This is a genomic window from Methylocapsa sp. S129 (assembly GCF_009765995.1).
Lineage (GTDB): Bacteria > Pseudomonadota > Alphaproteobacteria > Rhizobiales > Beijerinckiaceae > Roseiarcus.
In genome coordinates, this window is sequence record NZ_LMUI01000013.1 from 1 (window position 1) to 25363 (window position 25363).

The window sequence follows — 25363 nt, forward strand, 5'->3', positions numbered from 1 at the left end:
GTGGGGACCACAGGCCAATCCGGAGAACTGGATCTCCAGCGCCATTGGCATGGGGCCATACCAACAGCTAACGCGATAAGAGCCCTGTCGCCGAACGCCGCAACGACGGCGCCGTCCAGCGTGCGGTGGGTCGGCAAGGGTTAGTTTGGCAATCCCCGAAGCGGCGCTTCGAAAAGACCGGTCTGCGGCGTCGCCGACTGACACGGCGTTGATGTCGCCCCGGGGGCGCCGCCGCCTGTCCCATCGATCACACGCGCGGCGGCATAGATGATCGCGAGACCGACGCCGGCGAACGCGATATCGATCCCGATCGTGCGATCCACCATCTCGACCAGCACCTGCCAGATCGCGCTGAAGAGGGACACCAGCACGAAGACCCACAGGCTATTGCGGCCAAGAAGGGTCAATGGGCCGTAAAGAGGCAAGCCGCGCAGCCAGCTCGCGAGCCGCAGCGCGTAGATGAGATAGGCGAGCGCCAGAAAATGAACCAGCCGCACGAAGCCAAGCTGCGACTTGTCGAGATCAAGCTTTCCACGCACGGATTCCCAGAACCCTTGCGGCCAAACATCGGGCGACGTCCAGAAGCCATGGGTCACCACCAGCGCGCTGGCGAGCACGATCAAAGCGGCGACCGCCGCCAGCGGGCGCGATCGCGGGACGGGACCCGCGCGAAGATTGAGACCGACGGCAATGCCAATGGCGAACAGGAATTGCCACGCGAAGGGATCGAAGAACCATGCGCCGGAATCGGGCCAGTTCGGGAGATTCCATTGGTAAAACCGGGCCAGTCCATAGACGAGCCCCGAGCTGACGAGCATCAGCCGCCAATCGACCGCCGCCAGGGACAATAATGCAGGGACGCACAGGATTAGGATCATATAAAGCGGCAGGATATTGAAATATCCCAATTGATGCCCGAGCGATGCGAGCCCGATCAGCCCCAGGCCGGGATTGTCGACAAACAGGTCTCGGCCATGAACTTCGAGCAAATCGGGTTTGCCAGCCCAAGCCGCGCCGCTAAAGAAGATCGCCAGCGCGACAAGCGACAGGCCGATATGCGCGCCATAGAGCTTTAGGGCGCGCCGGCCGAGCCCGCGCAAGGTTTTCAGCCTTTCGCCAACCGAAAAATGCCTGCCATAGGCGAGCGCGATCGATACGCCGGACAGGAACACGAAGGCTTCGGCCGCATCCGAGAAGCCAAAATTGCGCGGCGTCGCATTCTCAAACACATTGCCCGGCATATGGTCGACGAAGATCGTGCACAAGACACAACCGCGCCAGAAATCGATGCCGTCGAGGCGTCCTTGCTGCGTCATTCCGCACCTGTCAGCCGAACACCGCCGGAGGACATGGGTCCGTCGAGGCGTTCCGTTCAGAACCGGTATGAAAGCCCAATGTTCCGGCGATATCGCGGCGCCGCGGAACAACAATAGTTGAACAAAGACGCGACGCTCGCGGACCTCGAGCCGCGGCCGACGCCTTTATTTGATCGTCGCTGCGGCCCCTGCGAATTTGGGCGTCGGCAAACCGACCGCGATCTTGCCCGGCTGGGCGTCGTTGAATTTCGAATCGACGAAAACCAGCGCATCTTCGATGGATTGCCGCCAAAGCGCCCAGACATGATCGCCGCCGGTGACGCGAAAATCAACGTCGACGCCATCCGCCATGAGAGTCTCGTAAAACGCTATGGAGCCGCGCCACAGATCATGGCTATCGTGGTCGCCGACGGTCAGGTAGATCGCAGGAAGTTCGGCGCCGGCGCGAAGCTGCTGCGCCAGCAGCGTGAATACATTGGCGGCGTTGAACCGCCTGGCGTCGAATGGAACGCCAAAAGCAGCGCCAAAATGGTCGCCCGCCGGAGGGGCGTCGATGCCGCTGACCACGGTCGCCGCGTCGACGCGTCGAAAATAGCCGCCGTCGGCGTCGCGAATCGCGCCGCGGTCGAGGCCAGCCGACGGCGCGTTCTGCCAGATCGCGCCGGAAAGGCTGGCGACGGCGACGTAGCGATCCGGCCGCGTCAGCGCGAGGCGCAAGGCGCCGAAACCGCCCATCGACAAGCCGGCGATCGCCCGGCCGCCACGTTCGCGCTGGGCGGGCAACAGGCGCTCGATCGCATTGGGCAAGTCGTCGAGCATCGCGGTCTGGTAATTGCCTGGACCGCCGATCGCGGCGGAATCGACATACCAGCTATTGGCCCCATCCGGCATCACCACCAGCATCGGCTTGATGCGCCCCGATGCGATCAACCGGTCAAGCGTCTTCTGGACGCCCCCAAGCGACGCCCAATCGCGAAAGCAGCCATGGAGACCGTGCAGCAGATAAAGCACCGGCCAGCCCGCCGCGGGCGGCGCCCCGTCAGGCCGATAAACCGACACATCAAGCGGGCGCCCTAAAGCGGCGCTCGGTATTGCAAACGCCTCAACCGTACTTGCATATGCCGAGGCTGGCGCGGCGATGGCGCCGCAGACAATGAAAACGCAGGCGAGAACCCTGGCTCGCGCGAAGGCGAGCCGTGCGAAAAAGGAGGCGGGGCGCATGGAGCTCCTGGACGGTTGCAATATCGGCGGATGGTCCCGTTAGGTTGAAATAATAGCGTAATTTTGGCGCTTTGTCCGTATTGTCGGCGCTGCGACAATCAATCGTCGCCGTCGCCGCCGAATCTGCCTGGTCGCCAACTCTCCCTTGTCGCCAACTCTCCCTTGTCGCCAACTCTCCCTTGTCGCAAGTCCCCCTTCCGCCGGTCGCTTGGTCCATGATAGAGCGCGGCGGGCCGACTTTCCGGCGCCCGCCGAACGCCGCCGGTCGCGGTCGGCGCCGATCGCCTTCCCCATCCGACGCGAGCAGATGAATCGACATGTCCGATATTCCCTTGCTTATCGAACCTGAAACGCCCGCCGACGTCGAGGCGATCGAGCGGCTGAACGAACGCGTCTTCGGGCCCGGCCGTTTCGCCAAAACCGCCTACCGGCTGCGCGAGGAGGCGGAGCCGGACCCGACGCTGTCTTTTGTCGCCCGCGTCGGCACGCTGCTGGTCGGCGCCAACCGGATGACGCCGATCCTCATTGGCGAGACGCCGGCTTTGCTGCTGGGGCCGCTGATCGTCGAGCCGGTGTTTCGTTCGCAGGGCATCGGCGAAGCGCTGGTCACGCGCTCGCTGGAGGCGGCCAGGCAGGCGGGCGCCAAGCTCTCGATATTGGTCGGCGACGAGCCCTATTATGCGCGCATGGGCTTCAAGCGCGCGCCAGCCGGCCGCCTGCAAATGCCGGGGCCAGTCGATCCGGCGCGGGTTCTCTATTGCGAGATCGAGCCTGGCGCTTTCGAGGGCGTGAGCGGGTCGGTTTTCGGGCGATAGACGCTCCGCCTCAGCCGATGACTTCGTTGCCCCGCAACGCGGCGATCTCGCCCTCCGTCATGCCCAGTTCCGCCAGGACGCGCTGCGTATGCTCGCCAAGGCGCGGCGCGGCGGTCGGCGCCGCCATCGCCATGCCGTCGATCATGATCGGCGCGCGAATCGATGGGACGGTTCCCCCGGAGGCGCCGCTGGCGGGCAGATCGATGCGCAGCGCGCGCGCAACCACCTGGGGGTCGGCGAAGACTTCGGCGATCGAATTGATCGGCCCTGCCGGCACGGCGGCTTTTTCCAGCGCGGCGAGCAGCGCGGCGCTGCTGAACTTTTGGCACGCCTCCTCAAGAAGCGCGACGAAGGCGACGCGATTGGCGACGCGCTGGGCGTTGGAGGCGAAGCGCGGATCGTCGGCGAGCCCGCCCAGCCCGAGAATGCGGCAGAGATCACGAGTCTGCCGGTCGTTGCCGGTGGCGATGATGATATGGCCGTCCGCGACGCGAAAGACCTGATAAGGCACGATATTGGGATGGGCGTTGCCGAGCCGGCGCGGCGCTCGGCCCGAGACCAGAAAGTTGAGCGCCTGATTGGCGAGGACGCTGACCTGCGTATCCATCAGCGCCATATCGATATAGGCGCCCTCGCCGGTAATCGCCCGGCGCACCAGCGCCGACTGAATGGCGACCACGCTATAGAGCGCCGTGAAAATATCGGCGATGGCGACGCCGGATTTTTGCGGCTCGCCGTCGGGATCGCCGGTCAGATCCATCATGCCGGCCATGCCCTGGATGATGAAGTCATAGCCGGCGCGCGCGGCATAGGGGCCGGTCTGGCCAAAGCCGGTGATCGAGCAATAGATCAGCTTCGGATTGATCGCCTTCAGGCTTTCATAGTCGAGGCCGTATTTGCTCAACCCCCCGGTCTTGAAGTTCTCGATCAGCACATCGGAGCGCGCGGCGAGCTGACGAATGATCGCCTGACCCTCGGGCTTTTCGAAATCGATGGCGATCGAGCGCTTGCCGCGATTGCAGGAATGAAAGTAAGCGGCGTCGAGCCGCTCGCCCTCATCGCCGGCGATGAAGGGCGGGCCCCAGACGCGCGTGTCGTCGCCCGCGCCCGGCCGCTCCGCCTTGATGACGTCGGCGCCGAGATCGGCGAGCGTCTGTCCCGCCCAGGGACCGGCGAGGATGCGCGCGAGTTCGAGGACTTTCAGTCCTTCCAGCGGTTTCAAATGGAGGCTCCGTGTCGGATCTCGGGATTGATCGTCACGCGGAGGTTTGCCGGAGCGCGCGGCGGCGCGCAACCGTTTCAGGCGGCTTTCTCATGCGACGCCCCCGAAGGCGGCTCAATCGGACCTGGAATAGCCCGCGGAATAGCCAGAGCGCCCAAAGGAACCCATAGGACCCATCCAAAACGGCGCTAAGTCTTTGATTCTCACCCTCGCGGAAGAGCATAAGCTTCCGCGAAACGAGCGATATCAAAGCCTTAACCCCCTTCGGCCTTCCATCGCGAAATTTCTCGTCGGAAATAGGCGCTCCAGGCCACAACGTGAGACGCCCGAAGTCATCAGGCCGCCCAGCGCGGCAAGATCAAACACGGACATAGCATATAACTGAAAAACAGGATCATAAAGTAAATTATTCTACAAAACAGAATACCCGTCGCTTGCCGACGCCCCGATCCATCAACGAAATCGAGTTACGTAGATGAGGGACAAAGAGCGGGGCCGCGCCGTGATTTCGTCTCTCCGGACATAGAGTGTTCGCAAACCAGGCGGCCACTCGTAGCGAGAAGGACGTTCAGAACCCACCCTCGTCAGGCAATGGCGCATCGTGCCAAAGCGCAACGGCGAAGACCGCAATGGCAGCCGAAATGGCGAAAAGTGCGATAGCGATGAACATATCAGCCTCCAAATAGCGCCGGAGCGCAGTTGCTTTCAGCCGAACCGCAGCACCGTGACGGCGACGCTCGCAAAGAACGTCAGGATGAACAGGATATTGAAAACGTTGTTGCTTGAAGTGTGATCCACGGAAGCCTCCGGCGGCTCGGCCCTGGGGTCGCGACGACCCGTTGCATGAGTAACCAATAGCCCCCCGCCGGCCGGAATGTTGTGGCGCCCGCCACATGTCGGCAGGGTCTTTCGCGTTTGTCAGCCATCGGGCCAGGGCCTAAGGCCGGCTTCCGCATCGCGACCATCGCCTGCCGGCGCGCCCTCATCGCGCCCAGCAGCGGACCCGGATTGTCGATCTTGTCTGGCAGCTTGTATTGGACCATGGCCGCGCTCCGATTTTGTTCCCTATCTGTTCCCATAAGTCGCCGCCCATGTCAACAGGGCGCATGCGGGGCCGCGTCTCGTTAGAATTTCGAAGCCAGGAAACCGGGACGGCCGCAGCCAAGCGCAGTCAGCGACCGCCCTCGCCGCTGCGCATTCCTCGCGATCACTTCTTCAAAAACACGTAATCGGCGGAATAAGCGACGCTGCGAAACGTCCCGGCGGCCTCGCAGGGGCCGTCAAGCGCGCCGCCATGTGTGTTGATGCGCTGAATCGTCATGGCGGCGTCGAGCGCCCCCTGGCCAAAATGGACGGCGGCGGCAAGCTTCAACCACGCGATGTCGGCCGTCGTAGCGCCGGGCGCCTTCGCCTCCACTTTGCCTTGCACGCCGCTGGTATCGGTCAGCTCCCATTTCGGTCCGGCATAATGGCGGCCGACGGTTTTTCCGTCCTGGAACAAAGTCGCGATCGGCTCTCGAAACAGCCAGGCGAGCTTGCCGGCCGCGTCCGCCGCGCATTCATAGACTTGCGCGCCTTCTGCATGAACCTTCAGCAGCGCCGTCTCGCCCGGCGCCTGGATCGACGCGGGCAATTCCTGCGCGCCGGCGACAGTCGAGCTTGTCAGCGCGGCGGACACAGCGATGACGGCCACACGAGCGATCCCGGGCCAAAAGGGATCACGTTCGCGTTGAGAACGCCCAGAACTGGATTCTCGCATGAAATGCTCCCCGGAAATCGCTGCGCCTCTGCGCCGATGGTTTGGTTATTCTGCGGCCCGGGAAACCGCAAGCGACGCATGTCGAGCCTGTCGATGGCGAATGTTGCCGGACACGACACGCATGACGTAATCGTGGCAGTCGAACGACGAAGCCGGTCGGCGCCCTTCTCCCCTCAGCCCGCTTATCGCTTGTAGTCCTTCGCGTAACTCGGCGTGCGGACGCTCGGTTTGAGCCGCGGACAATCTCGAACGGCCTGTGCGCTGAGCCGGAGAGGGATGACGCCCGCCCACGAGTCCAGTTCGTAGTCCTCCTCGACATCGCGCACGCCGACATCGCGCACTTTCGCCGATACTTCCGTCAGCGGAAAACGAAGAATGACCGTCGCGGCTAATTCTTTCTCTTTCGGCGGCCGGACGACGTGGCTGGGGATGATGTCCTGGACAATCGCGGCGATGATGCGAGATTTTTCACCCGCGTCGATCACCTGTTCCGCGCTGGAGAAAATGACGACGGAGCGGTAGTCCATGCTGCAACCGAAGCCCGATCGTCCCGCCACGATGGAATCGACCAAGGTTATGGTCAGGCAGGCCGGCGCTCCAGACGCCAGCGTCGTGAGCATTTGATTGTTCGGGCTGCCGTGAATGTAGACGTCCTCGCCGATGCGGGCGATGGCGGTCGGGATAACGCGAGGCTGGCCGTCGACGACGAACCCGACATGGCACAACAGCGCTTCGTCGATGATTTTATGCACGACCTCGCGATTATAAACTCCGCGTTCGGCGCGGCGGCGAACCCGGGTCCTGTCGGTGGGCTCGTAGCTTGTCGCAGCCTCGTTCATGGTCGACTCCTAAGCGCCAGCGGCCGCCCTGATCAACGCATCGCCTTCGTAGGCTGGGCGCCGATCGACGGTCTGTCCCTTCATGAATTTCTGCAGCGTATCGAAGAGAGATTGGGGAATGGTCACCCCGCTCGCCGCCGTTCGGGCGCGCGCCTGGTATCGGCGATCGGAAGGTAGCCGCGTTCCCTCCTGTTCGAGGATCTTTTCGAACAGCAGCTCCGCATGAGCGAGCTGGGCGGCGCGATTTCCGTTTTGAATGCAGCGTGCGGGATCGATGGCGACGATCAATTCGCCTCCGCACGGCGCGCCGGTGGCCGCCTTGTCGCGCTCGCCCGCTTCAAAGCTCAAGGCGTCGCCCATGAGCGGGCCTGCCAGTAGCTCCACCATCAAGGCAAGCGAAGACCCTTTGACGCCGCCAAAGGGAAGCTGGGCCCCAGCAAGAGCCGTCTCCGGGTCGGTCGTCGGGCGCCCGTCCGGGCCGATCGCCCAACCTTCCGGCAATTCGCGGCCATCGCGCAGGCGAATTTGAATCTCGCCGCGGGCGCTTGCGCTGGCCGCCTGGTCGAAGACCAAGGGGGGCTTGCCCGCGCGCGGCCAACTGAACGCCATTGGGTTCGTGCCAAAAAGCGGCTTCGTCCCACCCGCCGGCGCGACATAGGGCGCCGCCGATACATAGGCGAAGCCGACGAGCCCCCGCTCGGCGAGCCGCTCCACTTCCGGCCAGAGCGCCGCGACGTTGAGAGCATTGTTCACCACCAGCGCTGCGATGCCTTGTTCCCGCGCGAGTTCCGCGAGCGGCTCGTCGCCGCGCTCCAGCGCCAGCGGCGAAAAACCGTAATGGGCGTCGACTTTCATGATTCCGGGCGCCAACCTGGTGAGCGTCGGCTCGGCATCGGGAGACGCCTGGCCTGCTAAAAGTGCGCTGACGTAGAACGGGATCCTGAACAATCCATGATGGCGGCATTCATCGCGCTCGGCCGCCGTGACCGTATTGGCGATAGCGTCCGAATGCGCCTGGTTGAAGCCCTGCGCGAGCAGAAGCGCCTTGGCCGTCGCATGCACCTCCGGGAGGCTCATCGATACCGTGCCGTTCATAGGCTTTTCCTTCCAGAACCCTATCGAGGGTCATGCGCGCGCAACGCCGGAACAGCGACGAACGGCCGTGAAAAATGTGAGACGAATCCCGGGGATTGCGGCTGAGCGATCCATTCTCCAGGCCGCCCTCTCATGCGCCCGGCCCGCTCCACGGTTCGACAAGCACCATAAAATTGCGTCATAAGCAAGTATTTTTTGCGCGGGACGCAATTTTGCGCTTGTAGGAGCCGTGATGCCCCGCCCAGAAAATGAGTGTATTGAGGCAGCGCGGAGGCCTTGCTGGAGGGTGATCTCATTGCGATGAACAAGTCAGGCGATACGCTGATAGAAATCGGCAAGCGTCTGCGGGCCGCTCGTTTGAAATCCAATCTGCGATTGGCCGAAGTCGCCGCCAAAACGAACCTATCCGAGAGTTCTCTGTCGCGGATCGAACATGGCTCCATCGCAGTTTCGGTGATGAATCTGGTTCGTCTCTGCGACGTGCTTTCCATCACGGTGACGGACCTGTTCGACAAGAAGCCGGCGCCAGCCAAAACATCGGTCCAAGCGCATACTTCGCGTGGGCAGGCGTTCGAGGAAGTCGAGGCGACGGGATATCGATGGCGACACCTGGTCGGCGGGGCTCCGCTAGACGCCTTCAATGTTTTCCATCTCATCCTGCCCGAAAACGAGCAGATGAAGACGCTCGTCTCGCATCCCGGACAGGAACATTGTTATGTGCTTCAAGGGGAGGTGGATTTTTATGTTGGCGAAGAACGCCACCGCCTCAAGGCGGGGGACGGAATACTCCTCGATTCCGAGCTGCCGCATCGGGCGGAGCGGGTCGGAGCCAAGACCGCCCATATCCTGATGACCGTCACCCGGCCCAATGCGGAAAGGCTTGAGCCGGAATGGTGGAACTTGACGATGCCCGGAAATTCCGACGCCTCGACGGATGACGCTTGGCCGGAATCGATCGCTTAGTCGAAGAACGTGGGCGGACTATCCATCTGCTGCGAACCAGCGCCTCTTCCCTCCCGCGAGGAAAGGGACGAGGCGCCAGACCGTCGGCCGCTCAGGCCGGCGCCATCGCCGACGTCAGCCCATAGGATTCGATAAGGCGCAGGCTCAGCCGCGTCGTCTCCGGCGGCGCCTCGCAGCGCGCATTCACGTCCTTCGCAAAGGCCTTGAAGCTTGGAAGCTCCGTTACGGGACTGGAATCGTCCGTCTGCGTGTTGATGAAGACATGGACGAAGTCCGCGCCGTCCCTGAACAAAGCATAAGCCACATGGTCCGGCGTGGTCGCTCGGAGTTCGGCGAAAACCGCCCGGGATAAAGCCTCGTTTTCGTCGGCGCGATCCGGCTTGGCCTTGTAGCGCACCAGTGTCACTCTCTGCATGGTCTTGATCCTTTTGCGGTCGGCGGCGCGAATGGCGCCGATAAATTGAGAGACGCCTGGACGGGCGCGAAGGATTCGGGAGCGAGAAAAATTTTCCCGGCGCCGAATCCTTTGCCCGGGAGCCAGCGTCTTGAGGGCTATGGGTTCGCCGCCCGGCGGCGGCAAGGAAAGGAACGGGCATGGCGGATGCGAGCTTGAAGCCGGAAGCCTTCGGCCGGCTGATGGCCGAACTGCGCCCGCGCCTGCACCGTTATTGCGCGCGTATGGTCGGCTCGGCGGTCGATGGCGAAGACGTGGTTCAGGAGGCGCTCGCCAAGGCGGCGGAGGCGTTTCCCGCCGCCGGCGCGATCGAGCGGCCGGAAAGCTGGCTGTTCCGCATCGCCCATAATGCGGCGCTCGACGCCTTGCGCCGACGCAAGCGGCAGGCGGCGGTCCGCTCCGATATCGACATCGGCGATCTGGCCGATTCCAGCGCCGCCGCCGATGCGCGCGTGGCGGCCGCCGCCAGCCTCGCCGCCTTCATGAACCTGCCCGCCGCGCAGCGCTCAAGCGTCGTATTGATGGACGTGCTCGGCTATTCCCTGGGCGAGACGGTCGAAATCCTCAACGTCAGCCTCCCTGCCGTGAAAGCCGCCCTGCACCGCGCCCGCGCCCGGCTGAAGGCGTTGGCGGGCGCGCCCGAACGATCGACGCCGATCTTGAGCGCGGCGGAGCGCGAACGGCTGCGCGCTTATGCCGATGAGTTCAATGCGCGCAACTTCGACGCCTTGCGCGACCTCCTCGCCGAGGATGTGCGGCTCGATCTGGTGAACAAGACGCGCCTCGCCGGCCGCAAGGATGTCTCGGTCTATTTCAGCCGTTATGCCGAGAGCGCCGACTGGCGGTTCGCGCCGGGCCTGGCGGAAGGTCGCCCCGCATTGCTGGTCAGCAATCCCGCCGACCCGGCCGGCGCAGTCGGCTATGTCGTGCTGCTTGACTGGACGGACGGAAAGATCGCGGCGATCCGCGACTTCCGCTTCGCGCCCTATGCGATGGAGAGCCTGATCGTCGCGCGCTTCTAAAGCATGATGATTTTTGATCGAGACGGTCGAGGATGATCCATCGTTTCGCATGGCGGAGCGTGTTTCACCTCGGAAGGTTCGTCAAGTGTCGCCCTTCGGGCGACCGCCGAAGGCGGCGCGCCTTTGGCGCGCACTTGACCAACCTTCCGAGGTGAAAAAATGCCTCCATGCGAACAATGGCTCAATAACGAAGCTGCCGCCGATGGCCGCTCGCTTCAATCAATTCTCATCTCGCGCTAGCCGCCGCCCGCCTGCAAGGGCGCAATCCCCGGATGCGACAAGGCGTCGATGTCCGTCGCCGTGATCGGTTGATCGACGATGAAGAGATAGGACGCCGCCGAAGCGACGCCGATCAGCGCGCCGACCACCAGCGCCGGCACGAAGGAGCCGGTCGTCTGAACGATCACGCCGGTGACGGTAGGCGCCAGCGCGCCGCCGAGATAACCGCCGAAATTCTGCATCGCGCCGATCGAGGCCGTGCAATTGGTCGGCGCGGCGACCGAACTCAGCGCCCAGGCGCAGGTGCTGGTGACATAGACGAGGAACAGCGACGCCGAGATGAAGGCGATCGCCAGCGCATTGCTGCTGACATAGGCCGCCGCGATCGTGCAGGCCGCGGTTCCGAGCAAGGCGATCGCGGCCGGATACCTGCGGCTCTTCATCGGCGCGACGCCGCGGCGCACCAGCATGTCGGCGATATAGCCGCCCAGAACGCCGCCGACCACGCCCCATGCGAACGGAATGGCCGCCGCCCAGCCCGTGTATTTCACGCTCATGTGCCGCTCGATCTCGAGATAGCCTGGCAGCCAGGCCGTGTAGATCCAGGTCAGATAGATGCAACCGAAATAGCCCAGAACCATGCCCCAGGTGGTGCGGAAGCGGAACAACAGCTTCCACTCGCGGAATGTCACCTTCGTGCGCTGGCCTGGCGGGTCGCCCTGCGTCCGGTAGGCGTTCTCCTCCGGCGTGAGCGCGATATCGCCGGGGTTGCGGTAGGCGAAATACCAGAGGGCCGCCATCGCAAGGCCGGCGATCCCCATGATCATGAACATCGTGCGCCAGCCGAACGCCAGCATCAGGAAGGTCAGCAGCGGAACGGCGATGGCGGTGCCCAGCGACGAGGCGCAGTTGAAGATGCCCGTGGCGAGGCCGCGGTCGCGCTGGTTGAACCAATCGCGCGCCACGCGCGCGCCAGTCGGAAATTGCGGCGCCTCGCCAATGCCAAGCAGGATGCGGGCGCCGAAGAACTCGCCGAACCCGCGCACCAGTCCGCCCAGAACCTGCGCGAGGGACCAGAGGCTCAGCCCCAAGGTCAGCAGAAGGCGCGGCCCGAGCTTGTCGACCATCGCGCCGGTCGGCAATTGCGCGAAAGCGTAGGACCACAGGAAGGCGGACAGCAGATAGCCCATATCCGCGATCGACAGCCCCAGATCCTCGCGGATGAGCGGATTGGCGACCGCCAGGGTGGCGCGGTCGATGTAGTTGATGACGCCCGCGACAACCAGCATGGCCAGCGCGGCGCGCTGCACCATCTTCAAACGCGGCGTCGCCTTCAGCATCTCGGGCATTATGTCTCCTCGCCATCGCTTGTTTTTTTGAAACCCTAACCGGCGCGTCGGCCATCGGCTAGTGCGATGGCTTCAAAATCCGAGCTCCATACGGCGGACGGCGCTTCATCATTTCGTGATCCCGGCGCATCGCCGCCGGCGCGACGCCCCACGGAAGCGCTGGCCTAATTCCCTTCCGGACGTTCCGTCGCAAGGGCCCCAGTGACAAGTTCGGCAAGCCATTGGATCGCTGGATCAGCCAATCCGTCGCGATGGCGCAGCAGCGTCAGTTCGAAGCCGGGAATATCTAGGGGCGACATGTGCACCGTCACGGGGAAGAGCGAAGCCGCGTAGCGGCAGGCGCTGAGCGGCGCGGTGATGATCGCCGAGGATTGGCTCACGGCCGCAAAGGCGAGCAGCAATTGGGGCATCGTCGCTGCGATGCGGCGCTTTCGCCCAAGGCCGGCGAGCGCCATATCGACCACGCCGCGCGCGTCGCGATCCTGCGAGACCAGCAGATGATCGAGCGCGCAATAGAGATCGAGATCGAGCGCGCCGGGGATAGCGGGATGATCGCGCCTGGAGACGACGCCGAAGGTCTCAGCCGCGATCGGCTTGCCGATCGTCTCTCTCGGCGGATTGGGAAATACGCCGACCGCCAGATCGGCGTCGCCGGCGACGATCGCGGCCGCGGCGCTCTCGGGACTAAAGGCGCGAAAGGCGATCTGGCAGCGCGGCGCCGCTTGCGCCAACCGCGCCAGAACGGCCGAGGCAAGCGTGGCGACCACGGTGTCGGGGGCGGCTATGGCGAAGCGTCGGACGGCGGTCGCCGGATCGAAACGCCGGCCGATCTGGGTCGCATCCCGCACGGCCGCAAGCGCCTCGGCCAAAGGAGGGCCGAGAAGCAGCGCCCGCGCCGTCGGCTCGACGCCAGCGCCATTCCGGACGAAGAGCCGGTCGTCGAACACCGATCGCAAGCGTCCGACGGCATGGCTGACCGCCGATTGCGTCAGCCCCATTTCGGCGACGACCGCGCTCATGCTGCGCTTTTTCAGCAGCATTTCGAACACGATCAGCAGCGTCAGATCGAGGCGACGAATATGAACATTGTCGATCGAGATCATGAATCCAATTTGGTTTTGTTCATGATCATTCCTGGATACAGGTTTCGCCGCCCGGGCGATAGGCCGGCGCGAGGGACCTTCCATGCGATCAAGAATCCAGAAGACGCTTTTGCTCGAACCAACGCCGCTGCGCGTGGCTTCGCTGATCACCGCGCTCGATGTCTTGATCGCAAGCGGCTTCGCCATCGTCGGGCTCGTCAGCCCAAAATCCATCCTTCCCCTGGGTTACGTCCCGACAAACGCCTCGTTCCTGTTCGCGCTTTATGCGGCGGCCCGCGCCATTCCGCTGGCGCTGGCGACATTCGCGGCGATTTACAAGAGATCCGCATCGGCCATCATCGTCCTGGGCGCTCTGGCGGGCGCGATTCAATTGTTCGACGCGGCGATCGGCGCCTTCCAAAACGATCCGGGGAAAATCCTCGGACCGCTGGTCATCGCCGGCCTTCAATTTTACGCGATTTTTACGCTGAGAAAATCTGGCGCGGGACAAGGCCCGGCGTGAGGTTTTTGCTGATTTGCGCAATTTGTCGCGGTCAAAACAGGATCGGCGACTCGCCGCCCGGTTTCAAGCGCAGCGTTTCATCTATATGGTCCGCCGACGTCTGATAAAGCGGAGCCTGCATGATCGATCGTCGCGTGCGATTTCTGCCCCTGCTGCTTGCGCCCATGTTGGGGCTCGCCACGCCCGCCGCCGCCCAGCGGCCGCCCTCGGGACCGCCGGCCGTCGGCGTGACGAAAGCGGAGACGCTGCCGATCACGGAAACCAATTCCTTCGTCGGCCGCGTCCAGGCCATCAACCGGGTCGACCTCGTCGCCCGCGTCACCGCATTCCTGGAAGAACAGAAATTCGTCGAGGGCGCGGAAGTCAAACCGGGCGACCTCCTCTATCAACTGGAGCGGGGACCGTTCGCCGCCGATGTCGCCGCCAAACAAGCCGCGGTGGAGCAGGCTCAGGCGCAGTTGCAGCTTTCAGGCCTGACCCTCGGGCGCGCGCAGACGCTGCTCAACACGCCGGCCGGTCAGCAATCGACCGTCGACAGCGCGCGCGCGACGCAATTGTCCAATGAAGCGGTGCTGGCCGGCGCGCAGGCGCAGTTGGACGCCTCGAAAATCAATCTGAACTACACGGAAATCCGCTCGCCGATCGCGGGCAAGATCGGCCGCACCGCCGTCACGTCGGGCAATGTGGTCAGCCCCGGTTCGGGCGTGCTGGCGACCATCGTCGGCCAGGATCCGATGTATGTGCTCTTCTCCATATCCACGCGCACCGGACTGGAGCTGCGGCAGAAATATGCGTCCGCCGGCGGCTTCGCAGCCGTCGTGATTCACCTGAAGCTGCCCGACGGCCGCATGTACGGCCAGACCGGTCATGTTGATTTCGTCGACAACACGATCGCGACCAATACCGACACTATCGCGCTGCGCGGCACGATCGCCAATCCGACAATCGACACGGTCAACGGCAATGCGGTGCGCGAACTCGTCGACGGCGAATTCGTCACCGTGCAACTCGAGGGCGTCGAGCCGGTGCAATTGCTCGCCATTCCCCGCGCCGCCGTCATGTCCGATCAGCAGGGCGATTTTGTCTATACGGTGGACGCGGACAACAAGGCGGTCGTGACGCGGGTGAAGCTTGGCCAGACGTCGGGCACGCTCGTCTCGATCCTTTCGGGGTTGAAGCTGGGCGACAGCGTCATCACCGAAGGAATCCAGCGCGCCCGGCCGGGACAGCCGGTCAATCCGGCCCCCGCCGGCGCCGGACCGCCGCCGCAAAAGGCTCCGGGCGCGGCGCCATGATCTCATCCGTTTTCGTCAATCGACCCCGGCTTGCGATCGTCATCGCGATCGTCATCACCATCGCGGGCGCTTTGTCGATGCTGCGCATTCCGGTGGCGCAATTCCCCGACATCGTGCCGCCGCAGGTACAGGTTACGGCAAACTATCCGGGCGCGTCGGCCGAAACGGTCGAAGCGGCGGTCGCGCAGCCGATCGAGGCGTCGGTCGTCGGCGTCGACAAATCGATCTATATGAGTTCGAGCAGCGGCAATGACGGCAGCTACACGCTGACCGTCAGCTTTTCGCTGGGAACCGACCCCGACATCAACACCGTCAATGTCAACAACCGCGTGCAATCGGCGCTCAGCCAATTGCCGGCGCAGGTGCAATTGGAAGGCCTGACGGTCGCCAAGAAGTCGTCCTCCATCCTGCAGTTCATCGTTTTCTACAGCGACGACAAGGCGCTCGATCCGCTCTTCGTCACCAATTACGTGACGATCAACGTGCTGGACGAGCTCTCCCGCACGCCCGGCGTCGGGCAGGCCAGTCTGTTCGGCAAGCAGAACTATTCGATGCGGGTCTGGTTCGACATCAAGCGACTGGTCAGCCTGAATCTGTCGCCCGACGACATCATCGCCGCCATCCAGTCGCAGAACGTCGTGGCCCCGATCGGCCGCATCGGCGCCCGCCCGATTGGCGACGACCAACAATTCCAGTTCAATCTGCAGACGCAGGGGCGTCTCGTCACGCCCGAGCAATTCGGCGCTATCGTGATTCGCGGCAATCCCGACGGCTCGGTCCTGCGGGTCAGCGACGTCGCGCGGGTCGAGCTGGGGGCGCAAAACCTGGACAGCGAGGCGCGCATCAACGGCGCGCCCGGCGTTCCCATCGCCACTTACCTGTCGCCGGGCGCCAATGCGGTGAACGCGGCGGCCGACGTGGGCGCGACTCTGAAACGTCTGGAGTCGCGATTCCCGAAAGGCCTGCACGCCAAGGTGGTGTACGACAGCACCACCTTCGTCACCGACACGATCGCCGAAGTAGAAAAGACCCTGAGCGAGGCTTTCGTTCTGGTCGTGATCGTGGTGTTCCTGTTCCTGGGCAACGTTCGCGCGACGATCATTCCGATCATCGCGGTGCCAGTGTCGCTGATCGGCACGTTCGCCTGTCTGCTGACGTTTGGATACAGCGCCAACACCGTGTCGTTGCTCGCGATGGTGCTGGCGATCGGCATCGTGGTGGATGACGCCATCGTCGTCGTCGAGAATGTCGAACGCGTGATGCAGGAGGAGCCGGATCTCTCCCCCGCCGACGCCACCAAGAAGGCGATGCAGCAGATCACGGCGCCGATCATCGCCATCACGCTCGTCCTACTCTCCGTTTTCGTGCCGATCGGATTCATCCCAGGCCTGTCGGGCACCCTGTTTCGCCAGTTCGCCGTCACGATCTCTTGCGCCATGGTCATTTCGGCGATCAACGCGCTGACCTTGTCGCCGGCCCTGTGCGGGGTCTTCCTGCGTCCCCATTCCGGCCACCGCCGGGGACCGATGGGCATGGTCCTGCGCGGCATCGATAATGTGCGGGACGGTTATGCCGGGCTCGTCCGCCGTCTGGTGCGGTTCGCCGTGTTGTCGGTCGTACTGGTGGCGGGCATCGGGGCCGGCATCTATTTCCTTGCCGGCAAGACGCCGTCAGGCTTCGTGCCGCAGGAAGACCAGGGGGCCTATTTCGTCATCGTGCAATTGCCCGACGGCGCATCGGTGTCCCGCACCAGCGAAGTCAGCGCCAGGATCGAGAAAATGGTCTCGCAACTGCCTGGGGTGAACGACGTTCTGTCGATCATCGGGTTTTCGTTTCTTGACGGCGCGTCCGAACCAAACGCCGATTTCATCGTCGTGCGGCTGAAGCCGTTTGCCGATCGCGCCAGCGTCGCCACCTCGGTCAATGCTCTCATTGGCCGCACCTTCGGCGCGCTGTCGCAGGTTCGCGACGCGCAAGCCTTCGCGGTCAACCTGCCCCCGATCATCGGGCTGTCGACCAGCGGCGGCTTTGAATACGAGCTCGAAGCGCTGCAAGGACAGGCTCCGGCGGAAATGAGCTCGGCCATGGGCGGCCTTCTCAGCGCCGCCAATTCCAACCCCAAGCTGGCGCAGGTGTTCTCGACTTTCACCGCGACCAATCCATCGATCTACCTCGACATCGACCGCGACAAGGCCCAGGCGCTGGGCGTGGCGATCGGCGAGGTGTTCAATACCCTGTCGGCGACTTTGGGCGGAATCTACATCAACAACTTCAATCTGTTCGGGCGGACCTGGCAGGTTAATTTGCAGGGCGAGCAGGCCGACCGGCGCGATATCAGCGATATCTGGCAGATATTCGTACGCAACAGCCGCAACCAGATGGTGCCGATGCGGTCGATCGCCAGCGCTCGCATCGTGGTCGGGCCGCAAGTGCTTTCGCGCTACAACAATTATCGCGCGATCACGGTGCGCGGCGGACCGGCGCCGGGCGTGTCGTCGGGCGACGCGCAGACGGCGATGGCGCAGGTTTCCGCAAACACCTTGCCGGCTGGCTATGGTTTCGAATGGACCGGGACCGCCTATCAGGAGCAGTTGGCCAGCGGCCAGACCGGCGCCATTCTCGCGCTCGCGCTCCTGTTCGCCTATCTGTTCCTGGTCGCGCTTTACGAAAGCTGGGTGATCCCGATCCCGGTGCTGCTGTCGGTGAGCGCCGGGGTGGCCGGATCGTTCATCGGCCTGCTGATCGCCGGACTGCCGCTCGATCTCTACGCCCAGATCGGCCTTGTCGTGCTGATCGCGCTCGCCGCCAAGAACGGCATCCTGATCGTCGAATTCGCCAAAGAGCAGCGCGAGCAAGGCAAAACCATTCGCGAGGCCGCCATTATCGGCGCCCACCAGCGGTTTCGCGCGGTTATGATGACCTCCATCGCGTTCATCCTGGGCCTGCTGCCGCTGGTGACCGCGACAGGGGCCGCCATGCTGTCGCGCCGCGGCGTCGGCACCGCCGTATTCGCCGGCATGCTCGGCGCCAGCAGCATCGGCATCTTCCTGATCCCGATGCTCTATGTCGCGTTCCAGTCCATGCGCGAGGCGACGCATGCAAGGTTTCGCCGCCCGCAGGCCGCGACCCCCGGGCCTGAAAAAGCCCCGTAGAGCCAAGACCAGGTTCCGCATCGCGGACTTCGCCCGCCGATGGATTCGACAAATTTCGCCAATAATTCTATTTATTCAATAGACTTTCTTTCCAACTTGTCTAATTATGGCGGCGGCTTGGTCTTACGCATACCGGCTGTTGAACAATTTTCGAGTTGGCGTATCGACCAATTTAAGGGGTGGAACAGATGGCGGATGAAATCGAAGGTCGTCGCACATTAAGCGAATCGGCGGCGCGCCAGCTCGCCAACGCCACGAAAACGCGAGCGCAATGGGCCGGCATTTCGCCGCGTTGGTTGGTCAATTTCCTGCCCTGGACGCCGGTCGAGGCCGGCATCTATCGCCTCAACCGCGTCAAGGATCCCGGCGACGGCGCAGCGGATGTGGAATGCAGCCCGCGCCGCGACCGCGACACCGATCTACCCGAGACTTTCGTCGACTATGATTCAGCGCCGCGCGAGTATTTCCTCAACGCCGTGACGACCGTGCTCGACGTGCAGACGCGCGTGTCCGACCTCTACAGCCATCCCTATGATCAGATCCAGGAGCAATTGCGCCTGTTGATCGAGAAGGTGAAGGAGCGCCAGGAAGGCGAACTCATCAACAATAAGGAATATGGCCTGTTGCCCAATGCGGCGGCTGCGCAACGCATCAAGACCCGCAAGGGCGCGCCGACCCCCGACGATCTCGACGAATTGATCGCCAAAGTCTGGAAGGAGCCGGCCTTCTTCCTCGCCCATCCGCGCGCGATCGCGGCCTTCGGGCGCGAATGCACGCGACGCGGCGTGCCCCCGCCCACCGTGACGCTGTTTGGCTCGCCGTTTCTCACATGGCGAGGCCTGCCTTTGGTGCCCTCCGACAAGCTGCACATCAGCGACGAGACGAAGAAAGGCGGCGGCAAGACCAGCATCCTGTTATTGCGCACCGGCGAGAAGAAACAAGGCGTCGTCGGCCTGTTTCAGCCCGGCGTTCCTGGCGAAATTTCACCGAGCCTGTCCGTGCGCTTCATGGGCATCAATCGCAAGGCGATCGCCTCCTATCTCATCTCGCTCTATTGCTCGTCGGCGATCCTGACTGACGATGCGCTGGGCGTGCTTGAGGACGTGGAGATCGGCCGTTACCATGAATACGCCTGACGCGGGTCCAGCCTCGCTGGCGGCGCCGATCGATCCCGGCGCCTTGGCGTCAGGCGCCGGTGCGCCTTCTTCGGCCCCGGACGTCAGCGTCATCGCGCAACTGGCCAACGCCTTGTTCAAGGCCCTGCCCGGCCAGCCCCCCGCGGCTGGCGGAATTGTGCCTGCGACTCCCGCCGCGCCGTCCACGCTGCCCGCTCCGCATGCGCTGCCGGCGCAACCCTCGACGCCAACGCTCGGCGCCTATGCGCCCGCCCAGCCGCCGCTGGGCCCAATCGACGGCCCCCCGACCGCGATCCCTTCCTCGTCGCCCGGCCCGTTGTTCGGCGGCGCCTCTTCGCCATCCGCACCGCCCGCGCCATTCTCGCAACCCACGCCTCCGGCCTTCCTTCAGGTCGCGCAGCCCACTTCCCCGACCTCGCCTTTCGCGACCGAGCCGGATTTGCGCGCGCTGCCGCGCTTTTTCGAAAGCGCTTTGACCTTCGCAGCCGCGCCGCCCACTCATCCCGCCGCTCCCGCGCTTGGCGCCGAAGCCCCAGCCCAGCCGCCGATCAACCCGATCGAGACGCCGACGGCGTCGATTGCTTCGTCGCCATCGGCTTCCTCCGGGTTTTCCCCCGCATCGCAGGTTTCGCAGCCGGCCTCGCCGAGCTCGCCTTTCGCATCCGAAGCGGATTTGCGGTCTCTGCCGCGCTTTCTCGAAAGTGCTCTGGCCTTCGCCTCACCGGGCGACAGCGCCGCCGCCCCTGCCCCCGACAGCGTCGCGCCGGATGGCTATTACTTCCTGAACGAAGGACGTTCGGCGCCGACGCCAGGCCAGCCCGCGCAGCCCGCCCAGGCGCCCGAAGTTTCAGCCGGGCCATTGGCGGTCGCGCCTGAATTCCTGCTCCTGCGGGCCGATCAGGTCCCCGATTTCAAAGGCGCACGCCGCCCGTTCGACGCCCGTTCGGCCAAGCGCGACTTCCCGATCCTGCAAACCCAAGTGCACGGCCGCCCGCTGGTCTGGCTCGACAACGGCGCCACCACCCAGAAGCCGCGCAGCGTGATCGACCGGCTGTCGCATTTCTACGAAAACGAGAATTCCAACATCCACCGCGCCGCCCACACATTGGCGGCGAGGGCCACCGACGCCTATGAGGGCGCGCGCGACAAGGTCAAACGCTTCATCGGCGCGGGCTCGCCGCAAGACATCATCTTCGTGCGCGGCGCAACGGAGGGGATCAATCTCGTCGCGCAATCCTGGGGCCGTCGTTATGTCAAGGAAGGCGACGAGATCGTCATAACCTGGCTCGAACATCACGCCAATATCGTGCCCTGGCAGCAATTGGCGGCCGAGAGCGGCGCGCGATTGCGCGTCGCTCCGGTCGACGACAATGGCGACGTGCGGCTCGACGAATATGAAAAGCTGCTCGGGCCGCGCACGCGCATCGTCGCGATCACACAGGTTTCCAACGCGCTCGGCACGATCACGCCAGCGCGCGAGATGACCGCGATCGCCCATCGCCACGGCGCCCGCGTCTTAATCGATGGCGCGCAATCGATCTGCCATATGCCGATCAACGTGCAGGAACTCGATTGCGATTTCTTCGTCTTCTCCGGCCACAAAATGTTCGCGCCGACCGGCATTGGCGTCGTTTACGGCAAGCCGGAGGTTCTCGCCGCCACGCCGCCCTGGCAAGGCGGCGGCAATATGATCGCCGACGTCACCTTCGAAAAGACCGTCTATCAGGCGCCGCCGGGGCGTTTTGAGGCGGGCACCGGCAATATCGCCGACGCTGTCGGACTTGGCGCGGCGATCGACTATCTCGAATCGATCGGCATGGCGACGATCGCCGCGTACGAGCACGAATTGCTGCTTTATGCGCAAGAGGCCCTGCGCGACGTGCCGGGTCTCAAAATCATCGGCGCGCCGCGCGAGAAGGCGGCGGTGATTTCCTTCGTCCTTGACGGTTGCCGCAGCGAGGACGTCGGCCAGGCGCTTGACCGCGAGGGCATCGCGGTGCGCGCCGGCCATCATTGCGCGCAGCCGATCCTGCGCCGCTTTGGGCTTGAGAGCAGCGTCCGCGCTTCGCTGGCGCTCTACAATACGAAAGAAGACGTCGATGCACTCGCGGCGGCGCTGCATCGCATCGCCAGCCAACGAGGCCTGAATGGGCGTTGACGCGAAATCACCGGGCTTTGGCTTGTCGGCGCAATCCGCGCCGGGCGACGAGCTGGCGCCGCAGCACCTCAGCGCCCCCTCGCGCTGGAAGCTCGATTCTGTCGTCGCCGAACTGCGCATGTCGCGCGAGGTGACGCATAATATCCGTCCGAAAGGACGGTTCCGGCGCCCGCCGGCGCGCGAGGCGATCGCCGCGATCGTCGAGGGGCTCGCGGCCTCGCTGTTCCCCGCCCATTACGGCGGGCCGGAGCTGGCGATCGAATCGCTGGATTATTTCGTCGGCGCGACCTTGAACCAGGCGCTGGCGCGCCTCGTCGAGCAGGTGCGCCTCAGTCTCTCCTTCGCCAGCGAAAGCGAACCGAGCGAAGCCGACCTGACCGCCCGCGCCCAGGCGATCACGCGCGAATTCGCCTCCCGCTTGCCCGCCATACGCGGCCTGCTGGTGAACGATCTGCGCGCCGCCTTCGCGGGCGACCCCGCGGCAGCGGGTTTTCCGGAAATCCTGCTCGGCTACCCCGGCATGACGGCGATCCTCCATTACCGGCTTGCCCATGCGCTACATGAATTAGGCGCGCCGCTGCTGGCGCGCCTCGTCTCCGAAATCGCCCATTCCAAGACCGGCATCGACATTCACCCGGGCGCCGAGATCGGCGCCAGCTTCTTCATCGATCACGGCACCGGCGTCGTCATCGGCGCCACGGCTGTCATTGGCGAGCGCGTGCGCCTCTATCAGGCGGTGACGCTCGGCGCGCGGCACTTCCCCGCCGATGAGAATGGCGCGCTCGTCAAAGGCGCCGCGCGGCATCCGATCATCGAGGACGATGTCGTCATCTATGCCGGCGCGACGATTCTGGGCCGCATCACGATCGGACGCGGCTCGACGATCGGCGGCAATGTCTGGCTGACGCATGGCGTCGCGCCGGGCAGCCATGTCTCGCAGGCGCAGGCCCGCAACAATGGCAAAACGGAATGACCCCGTCTTTTGCGGCCCGCAGAACCCCGCCTAGCGAATGATTAAGGGCGGGGGCCGATATTTTCGCTGGCGAAAAACATAGTTCTTTCTTGCGCCTACCCCCACTCAATGATTCATTGGGTGAGACTGGGACTCAAAATCAATGGAAATAAAGGATTTTCCAACTTTAACGCCGCGTATCGAATGGCCGACGATCGCCCTTGCGGCGATCATCTACGCGATGTGGTTCGCCGCGACCTTGTTCTGGGCTCACCTGCCCTTTTGGGCGCTCACCCTGGTCGCCGCATGGACCACCGCTTGGCACATGAGCCTGCAGCACGAGATCATTCACGGCCATCCCACCCGCAAGCGATGGATCAACAATCTGATCGGCCAATGGCCGCTGGCGCTGTGGCTGCCTTTTGAAAATTACCGCCATTCCCATCTCGCCCATCACAATGACGAGCGCCTGACCGATCCGCTCGACGATCCCGAATCCTATTATTGGCGACAGGAAGACTGGGACGGACTCGGCCGTTTCGGCCGTAGAATCGTTCGCCTTCAATCCTCCCTGCTCGGCCGCGTGCTGATCGGCCCGTTCTGGGCCTGCGCCAAACTATGGAAGAGGGAGATCGCCGGGATGGCGGCGGGCGATCGCAAGGTTCTGCGCGAAGCGGTCCTTCATATTCTCGAGATGATTGTCGTTTTGATCTGGGTCGTCGGAATCTGCCGCATGCCGATTCTGACCTATCTCTTCTGCTTCGCCTATGCCGGCACGTCGCTCGCCATGGTGCGCTCCTTCGCCGAGCACCGCGCCGAAAGCGTCGTCGAAAGGCGCACCGCGATCGTTGAGAAATCATGGATTCTCGGGCCGCTGTTCCTGTTCAACAACCTGCATGTCGCCCATCACATGCGCCACACCCTGCCGTGGTACGTACTGCCGCGCTGGTATCAAGCCAATCGCGCGGCGCTGATCGAACGCAATGGCGGGCTGGTCTATGATGGCTATTTCGACGTGATCTCGCGCTATCTGCTGCGCCCGCACGATCAAACGCTGCATCCCCATCGCGGGTCCGGCGCGCCATAGGCGGTGAACTGGTGACACGGGCATCAGCTCAATTGAAGGACTCCCGCGCATCCCCTCCCCCCTTGTGGGGGAGGGTTAGGGAGGGGGGGCGCGCCGACCTATATGTTACAATTGATGCACGTTTTTCGGATAGTGCAGTGCGCCCCCCCCACCCCGGCCCTCCCCCACAGGGGGGGAGGGAGAAGTGGCGCGGCGCCATGACGGATGCGCTTGTCGCCTCCCTGGGCATGTATGACTTTCCCTGGACGGCGGCCGCCAATGACGCGTTATGGGCCGCCGTGGCGGAGCGCCTGCGCGCCGCGGGCGTCGATGCGCCGCACGGCCTCTCGCGCGGCGGCGACCTGCGCGAAATCTGGCGCAACCCCAAGCTGATTTTCGGCCAGACCTGCGGCTATCCCTATATCAAGCAATTGCGCGGAGCGGTGGCGCTGATCGCGACGCCGATCTATGCTTTCGCGGGCTGCCAAGGCTCCTCGCATCGCAGCGTCATCGTCGCAAACATACGACGCACGCGCCGCGCCCTTGTCGATTTCGCCGGCGCGCGCGCAGCGATCAATGGGCGCGACAGCAACAGCGGCATGAATCTGTTCCGCGCGACGATCGCGCCCATCGCGCAAGGACGCGCCTTCTTCGGACAAGTGATGGTTACCGGCTCGCATGAAGCGAGCCTGGCGGCGGTGAGCGGGGGCGAAGCCGACATCGCCGCCATCGATTGTGTGAGCTTTGCGCTGCTGCAGCACTGGCGCCCCGAACTGACCCAAAACGTCGAGACCATAGCGCATAGCCCGCGCTCGCCCGCGCTGCCTTTCATCATGAGCGCCGATCTCGCAAAGGCCCACCTCGGCGCCGTCCGCGCCGCGCTCTTTGCGGCGCTGGAAGATCCGGCGCTCAAAGCGCCGCGTGCGACGCTCGGGCTCGCCGGCGCCGAGATTCTCAGCGACGCTGATTACGATCGCGTCGCGCGAATCGAGCAGGACGCGATAGCGGCGGGATATCCGACGCTCGCTTAACGCCGCCGCCCGGCTTCACGCCGCCCCAGTGACGATCACATTCCAGGAGCCTGGCGCGAGCTTCGCCTTCAAAGTGCGCCCGTCGATCGCCACGTTCTTGATGGGCTGCGGGGCGACATTGTCAGGATCGTCCTTGGTGTTCACCGCCTTCATATTGGGGTGGGTCACCTGCTGCGCGTCGATGATGCGGCGATCCTCGCCAAAGCCGCGCAAGACGACCTCAAGGTCCATCTCCTCGCGCAAATGGCGATTGAGGGCGAAGATCACGATCTGCCCGGTGGCTTCGTCTTCGGTGACGCAGGCATGGAGATAGGGCATTTCGGGAGAGGCCTTGCCGGCATAGGTCGGCGAGCTGGCGAGGGTTCGCAGCACCCTGCCCTGCGCATAGCGGGTTGTCAGCGCAAAGGGATGGAAAATCGTCTGCCGCCAGGCGGGGCCGCCGGGCTCGGTCATGATCGGCCCGATGATGTTCACCAATTGCGCGATGCAGGCGGTCTTCACGCGGTCCGCATTGTTGAGGAGCGTGATCAGCGCGCCGCCGATCAGCAGCGCATCCTCGGTATTGTAGACCTCCTCGATCAGCGGCGGATGCTCGGGCCAGCCGGGCTTGCGCAGATCCGAATGCGAGCGCGCTTTGTACCAGACGTTCCATTCGTCGAGCGAGAGCATGATGCGCTTGGGCGAGCGGCGGGTC

General features: G+C 64.1%; 21 protein-coding genes. 11 read left to right on the forward strand and 10 right to left on the reverse strand.

The genetic code is table 11. From position 1 onward, the window contains the following. Positions 1–140 precede the first annotated feature (140 nt). Positions 141–1316 (reverse strand): OpgC family protein, encoded by a 1176-nt coding sequence (locus tag GSQ90_RS08120; protein ID WP_158814330.1) that lies wholly within the window; start codon positions 1314–1316, stop codon positions 141–143. A gap of 165 nt (positions 1317–1481) precedes the next feature. Then, positions 1482–2537: an alpha/beta hydrolase family protein gene (locus GSQ90_RS08125; RefSeq protein WP_158814331.1), complete on the reverse strand. Its 1056-nt coding sequence runs from the start codon at positions 2535–2537 to the stop codon at positions 1482–1484. A gap of 317 nt (positions 2538–2854) precedes the next feature. On the opposite strand from GSQ90_RS08125, the gene GSQ90_RS08130 reads away from it, so the two are divergent. Beyond that, the gene (locus GSQ90_RS08130) at positions 2855–3352 is read left to right on the forward strand and encodes a GNAT family N-acetyltransferase (RefSeq protein WP_158814332.1); all 498 of its coding nucleotides are present in this window, start codon (positions 2855–2857) and stop codon (positions 3350–3352) included. 10 nt (positions 3353–3362) lie between these two features. Here GSQ90_RS08130 and GSQ90_RS08135 read toward each other — a convergent pair whose 3' ends face one another. From GSQ90_RS08135 to GSQ90_RS08150, 4 genes are all read right to left on the reverse strand, one after another. After that, a complete protein-coding gene (locus GSQ90_RS08135; RefSeq protein WP_158814333.1) occupies positions 3363–4574 on the reverse strand; it encodes a CaiB/BaiF CoA-transferase family protein in 1212 nt (403 codons plus the stop codon). A 1207-nt stretch (positions 4575–5781) separates the two neighbouring features. After that, on the reverse strand, positions 5782–6267 hold the full coding sequence (locus GSQ90_RS08140; RefSeq protein ID WP_371418342.1) for a DUF3455 domain-containing protein: 486 nt from the start codon (positions 6265–6267) through the stop codon (positions 5782–5784). Between the two features lie 248 nt (positions 6268–6515). Further along, positions 6516–7172: a pyridoxamine 5'-phosphate oxidase family protein gene (locus GSQ90_RS08145; RefSeq protein ID WP_158814335.1), complete on the reverse strand. Its 657-nt coding sequence runs from the start codon at positions 7170–7172 to the stop codon at positions 6516–6518. A gap of 9 nt (positions 7173–7181) precedes the next feature. Next, positions 7182–8267 (reverse strand): Ldh family oxidoreductase, encoded by a 1086-nt coding sequence (locus tag GSQ90_RS08150; protein ID WP_210254855.1) that lies wholly within the window; start codon positions 8265–8267, stop codon positions 7182–7184. Positions 8268–8567: 300 nt separating this feature from the next. On the opposite strand from GSQ90_RS08150, the gene GSQ90_RS08155 reads away from it, so the two are divergent. Next, positions 8568–9230 carry a helix-turn-helix domain-containing protein gene (locus tag GSQ90_RS08155; RefSeq protein WP_158814336.1) on the forward strand — a complete coding sequence of 221 codons (663 nt, stop codon included), beginning with the start codon at positions 8568–8570 and terminating at the stop codon, positions 9228–9230. Between the two features lie 91 nt (positions 9231–9321). Here the strand turns inward: GSQ90_RS08155 and GSQ90_RS08160 are convergent, their stop codons facing one another. After that, the gene (locus GSQ90_RS08160) at positions 9322–9645 is read right to left on the reverse strand and encodes a hypothetical protein (RefSeq protein WP_158814337.1); all 324 of its coding nucleotides are present in this window, start codon (positions 9643–9645) and stop codon (positions 9322–9324) included. 179 nt (positions 9646–9824) lie between these two features. Here GSQ90_RS08160 and GSQ90_RS08165 point away from each other — a divergent pair, with 179 nt between their 5' ends. After that, positions 9825–10706, forward strand: a complete 882-nt coding sequence (locus tag GSQ90_RS08165) for a sigma-70 family RNA polymerase sigma factor (protein WP_158814338.1) — start codon at positions 9825–9827, stop codon at positions 10704–10706. 236 nt (positions 10707–10942) lie between these two features. Here the strand turns inward: GSQ90_RS08165 and GSQ90_RS08170 are convergent, their stop codons facing one another. Both GSQ90_RS08170 and GSQ90_RS08175 read right to left on the reverse strand, forming a co-directional pair. Then, the gene (locus GSQ90_RS08170) at positions 10943–12274 is read right to left on the reverse strand and encodes an MFS transporter (protein WP_246731475.1); all 1332 of its coding nucleotides are present in this window, start codon (positions 12272–12274) and stop codon (positions 10943–10945) included. A 164-nt stretch (positions 12275–12438) separates the two neighbouring features. Continuing rightward, positions 12439–13377: a LysR family transcriptional regulator gene (locus tag GSQ90_RS08175; protein ID WP_158814339.1), complete on the reverse strand. Its 939-nt coding sequence runs from the start codon at positions 13375–13377 to the stop codon at positions 12439–12441. 82 nt (positions 13378–13459) lie between these two features. Here GSQ90_RS08175 and GSQ90_RS08180 point away from each other — a divergent pair, with 82 nt between their 5' ends. From GSQ90_RS08180 to GSQ90_RS08215, 8 genes are all read left to right on the forward strand, one after another. Continuing rightward, on the forward strand, positions 13460–13879 hold the full coding sequence (locus tag GSQ90_RS08180; RefSeq protein ID WP_158814340.1) for a hypothetical protein: 420 nt from the start codon (positions 13460–13462) through the stop codon (positions 13877–13879). Positions 13880–13998: 119 nt separating this feature from the next. Beyond that, positions 13999–15174 carry an efflux RND transporter periplasmic adaptor subunit gene (locus GSQ90_RS08185; RefSeq protein ID WP_158814341.1) on the forward strand — a complete coding sequence of 392 codons (1176 nt, stop codon included), beginning with the start codon at positions 13999–14001 and terminating at the stop codon, positions 15172–15174. Beyond that, complete coding sequence (locus tag GSQ90_RS08190; RefSeq protein ID WP_158814342.1) at positions 15171–18326, forward strand: efflux RND transporter permease subunit; 3156 nt, start codon at positions 15171–15173, stop codon at positions 18324–18326. Before GSQ90_RS08185 ends, GSQ90_RS08190 begins: the two co-directional genes overlap by 4 nt. A gap of 188 nt (positions 18327–18514) precedes the next feature. Then, a complete protein-coding gene (locus GSQ90_RS08195; RefSeq protein ID WP_158814343.1) occupies positions 18515–19462 on the forward strand; it encodes a family 2A encapsulin nanocompartment shell protein in 948 nt (315 codons plus the stop codon). Beyond that, a complete protein-coding gene (locus tag GSQ90_RS08200; RefSeq protein ID WP_158814344.1) occupies positions 19449–21620 on the forward strand; it encodes a family 2A encapsulin nanocompartment cargo protein cysteine desulfurase in 2172 nt (723 codons plus the stop codon). The genes GSQ90_RS08195 and GSQ90_RS08200 overlap by 14 nt, the downstream gene beginning before the upstream one ends. After that, positions 21610–22593: a serine O-acetyltransferase EpsC gene (gene epsC / locus GSQ90_RS08205; protein ID WP_158814345.1), complete on the forward strand. Its 984-nt coding sequence runs from the start codon at positions 21610–21612 to the stop codon at positions 22591–22593. The genes GSQ90_RS08200 and epsC overlap by 11 nt, the downstream gene beginning before the upstream one ends. A 142-nt stretch (positions 22594–22735) precedes the next feature. After that, the gene (locus GSQ90_RS08210; protein WP_158814346.1) at positions 22736–23659 is read left to right on the forward strand and encodes a fatty acid desaturase; all 924 of its coding nucleotides are present in this window, start codon (positions 22736–22738) and stop codon (positions 23657–23659) included. A 197-nt stretch (positions 23660–23856) separates the two neighbouring features. Next, positions 23857–24669, forward strand: coding sequence for a phosphate/phosphite/phosphonate ABC transporter substrate-binding protein (locus GSQ90_RS08215; protein WP_158814347.1), 813 nt, complete (start codon positions 23857–23859; stop codon positions 24667–24669). Between the two features lie 15 nt (positions 24670–24684). Here the strand turns inward: GSQ90_RS08215 and GSQ90_RS32315 are convergent. Continuing rightward, on the reverse strand, positions 24685–25363 hold a 679-nt coding region (locus tag GSQ90_RS32315), incomplete at its 5' end, for an alpha-L-arabinofuranosidase C-terminal domain-containing protein (protein WP_305848672.1).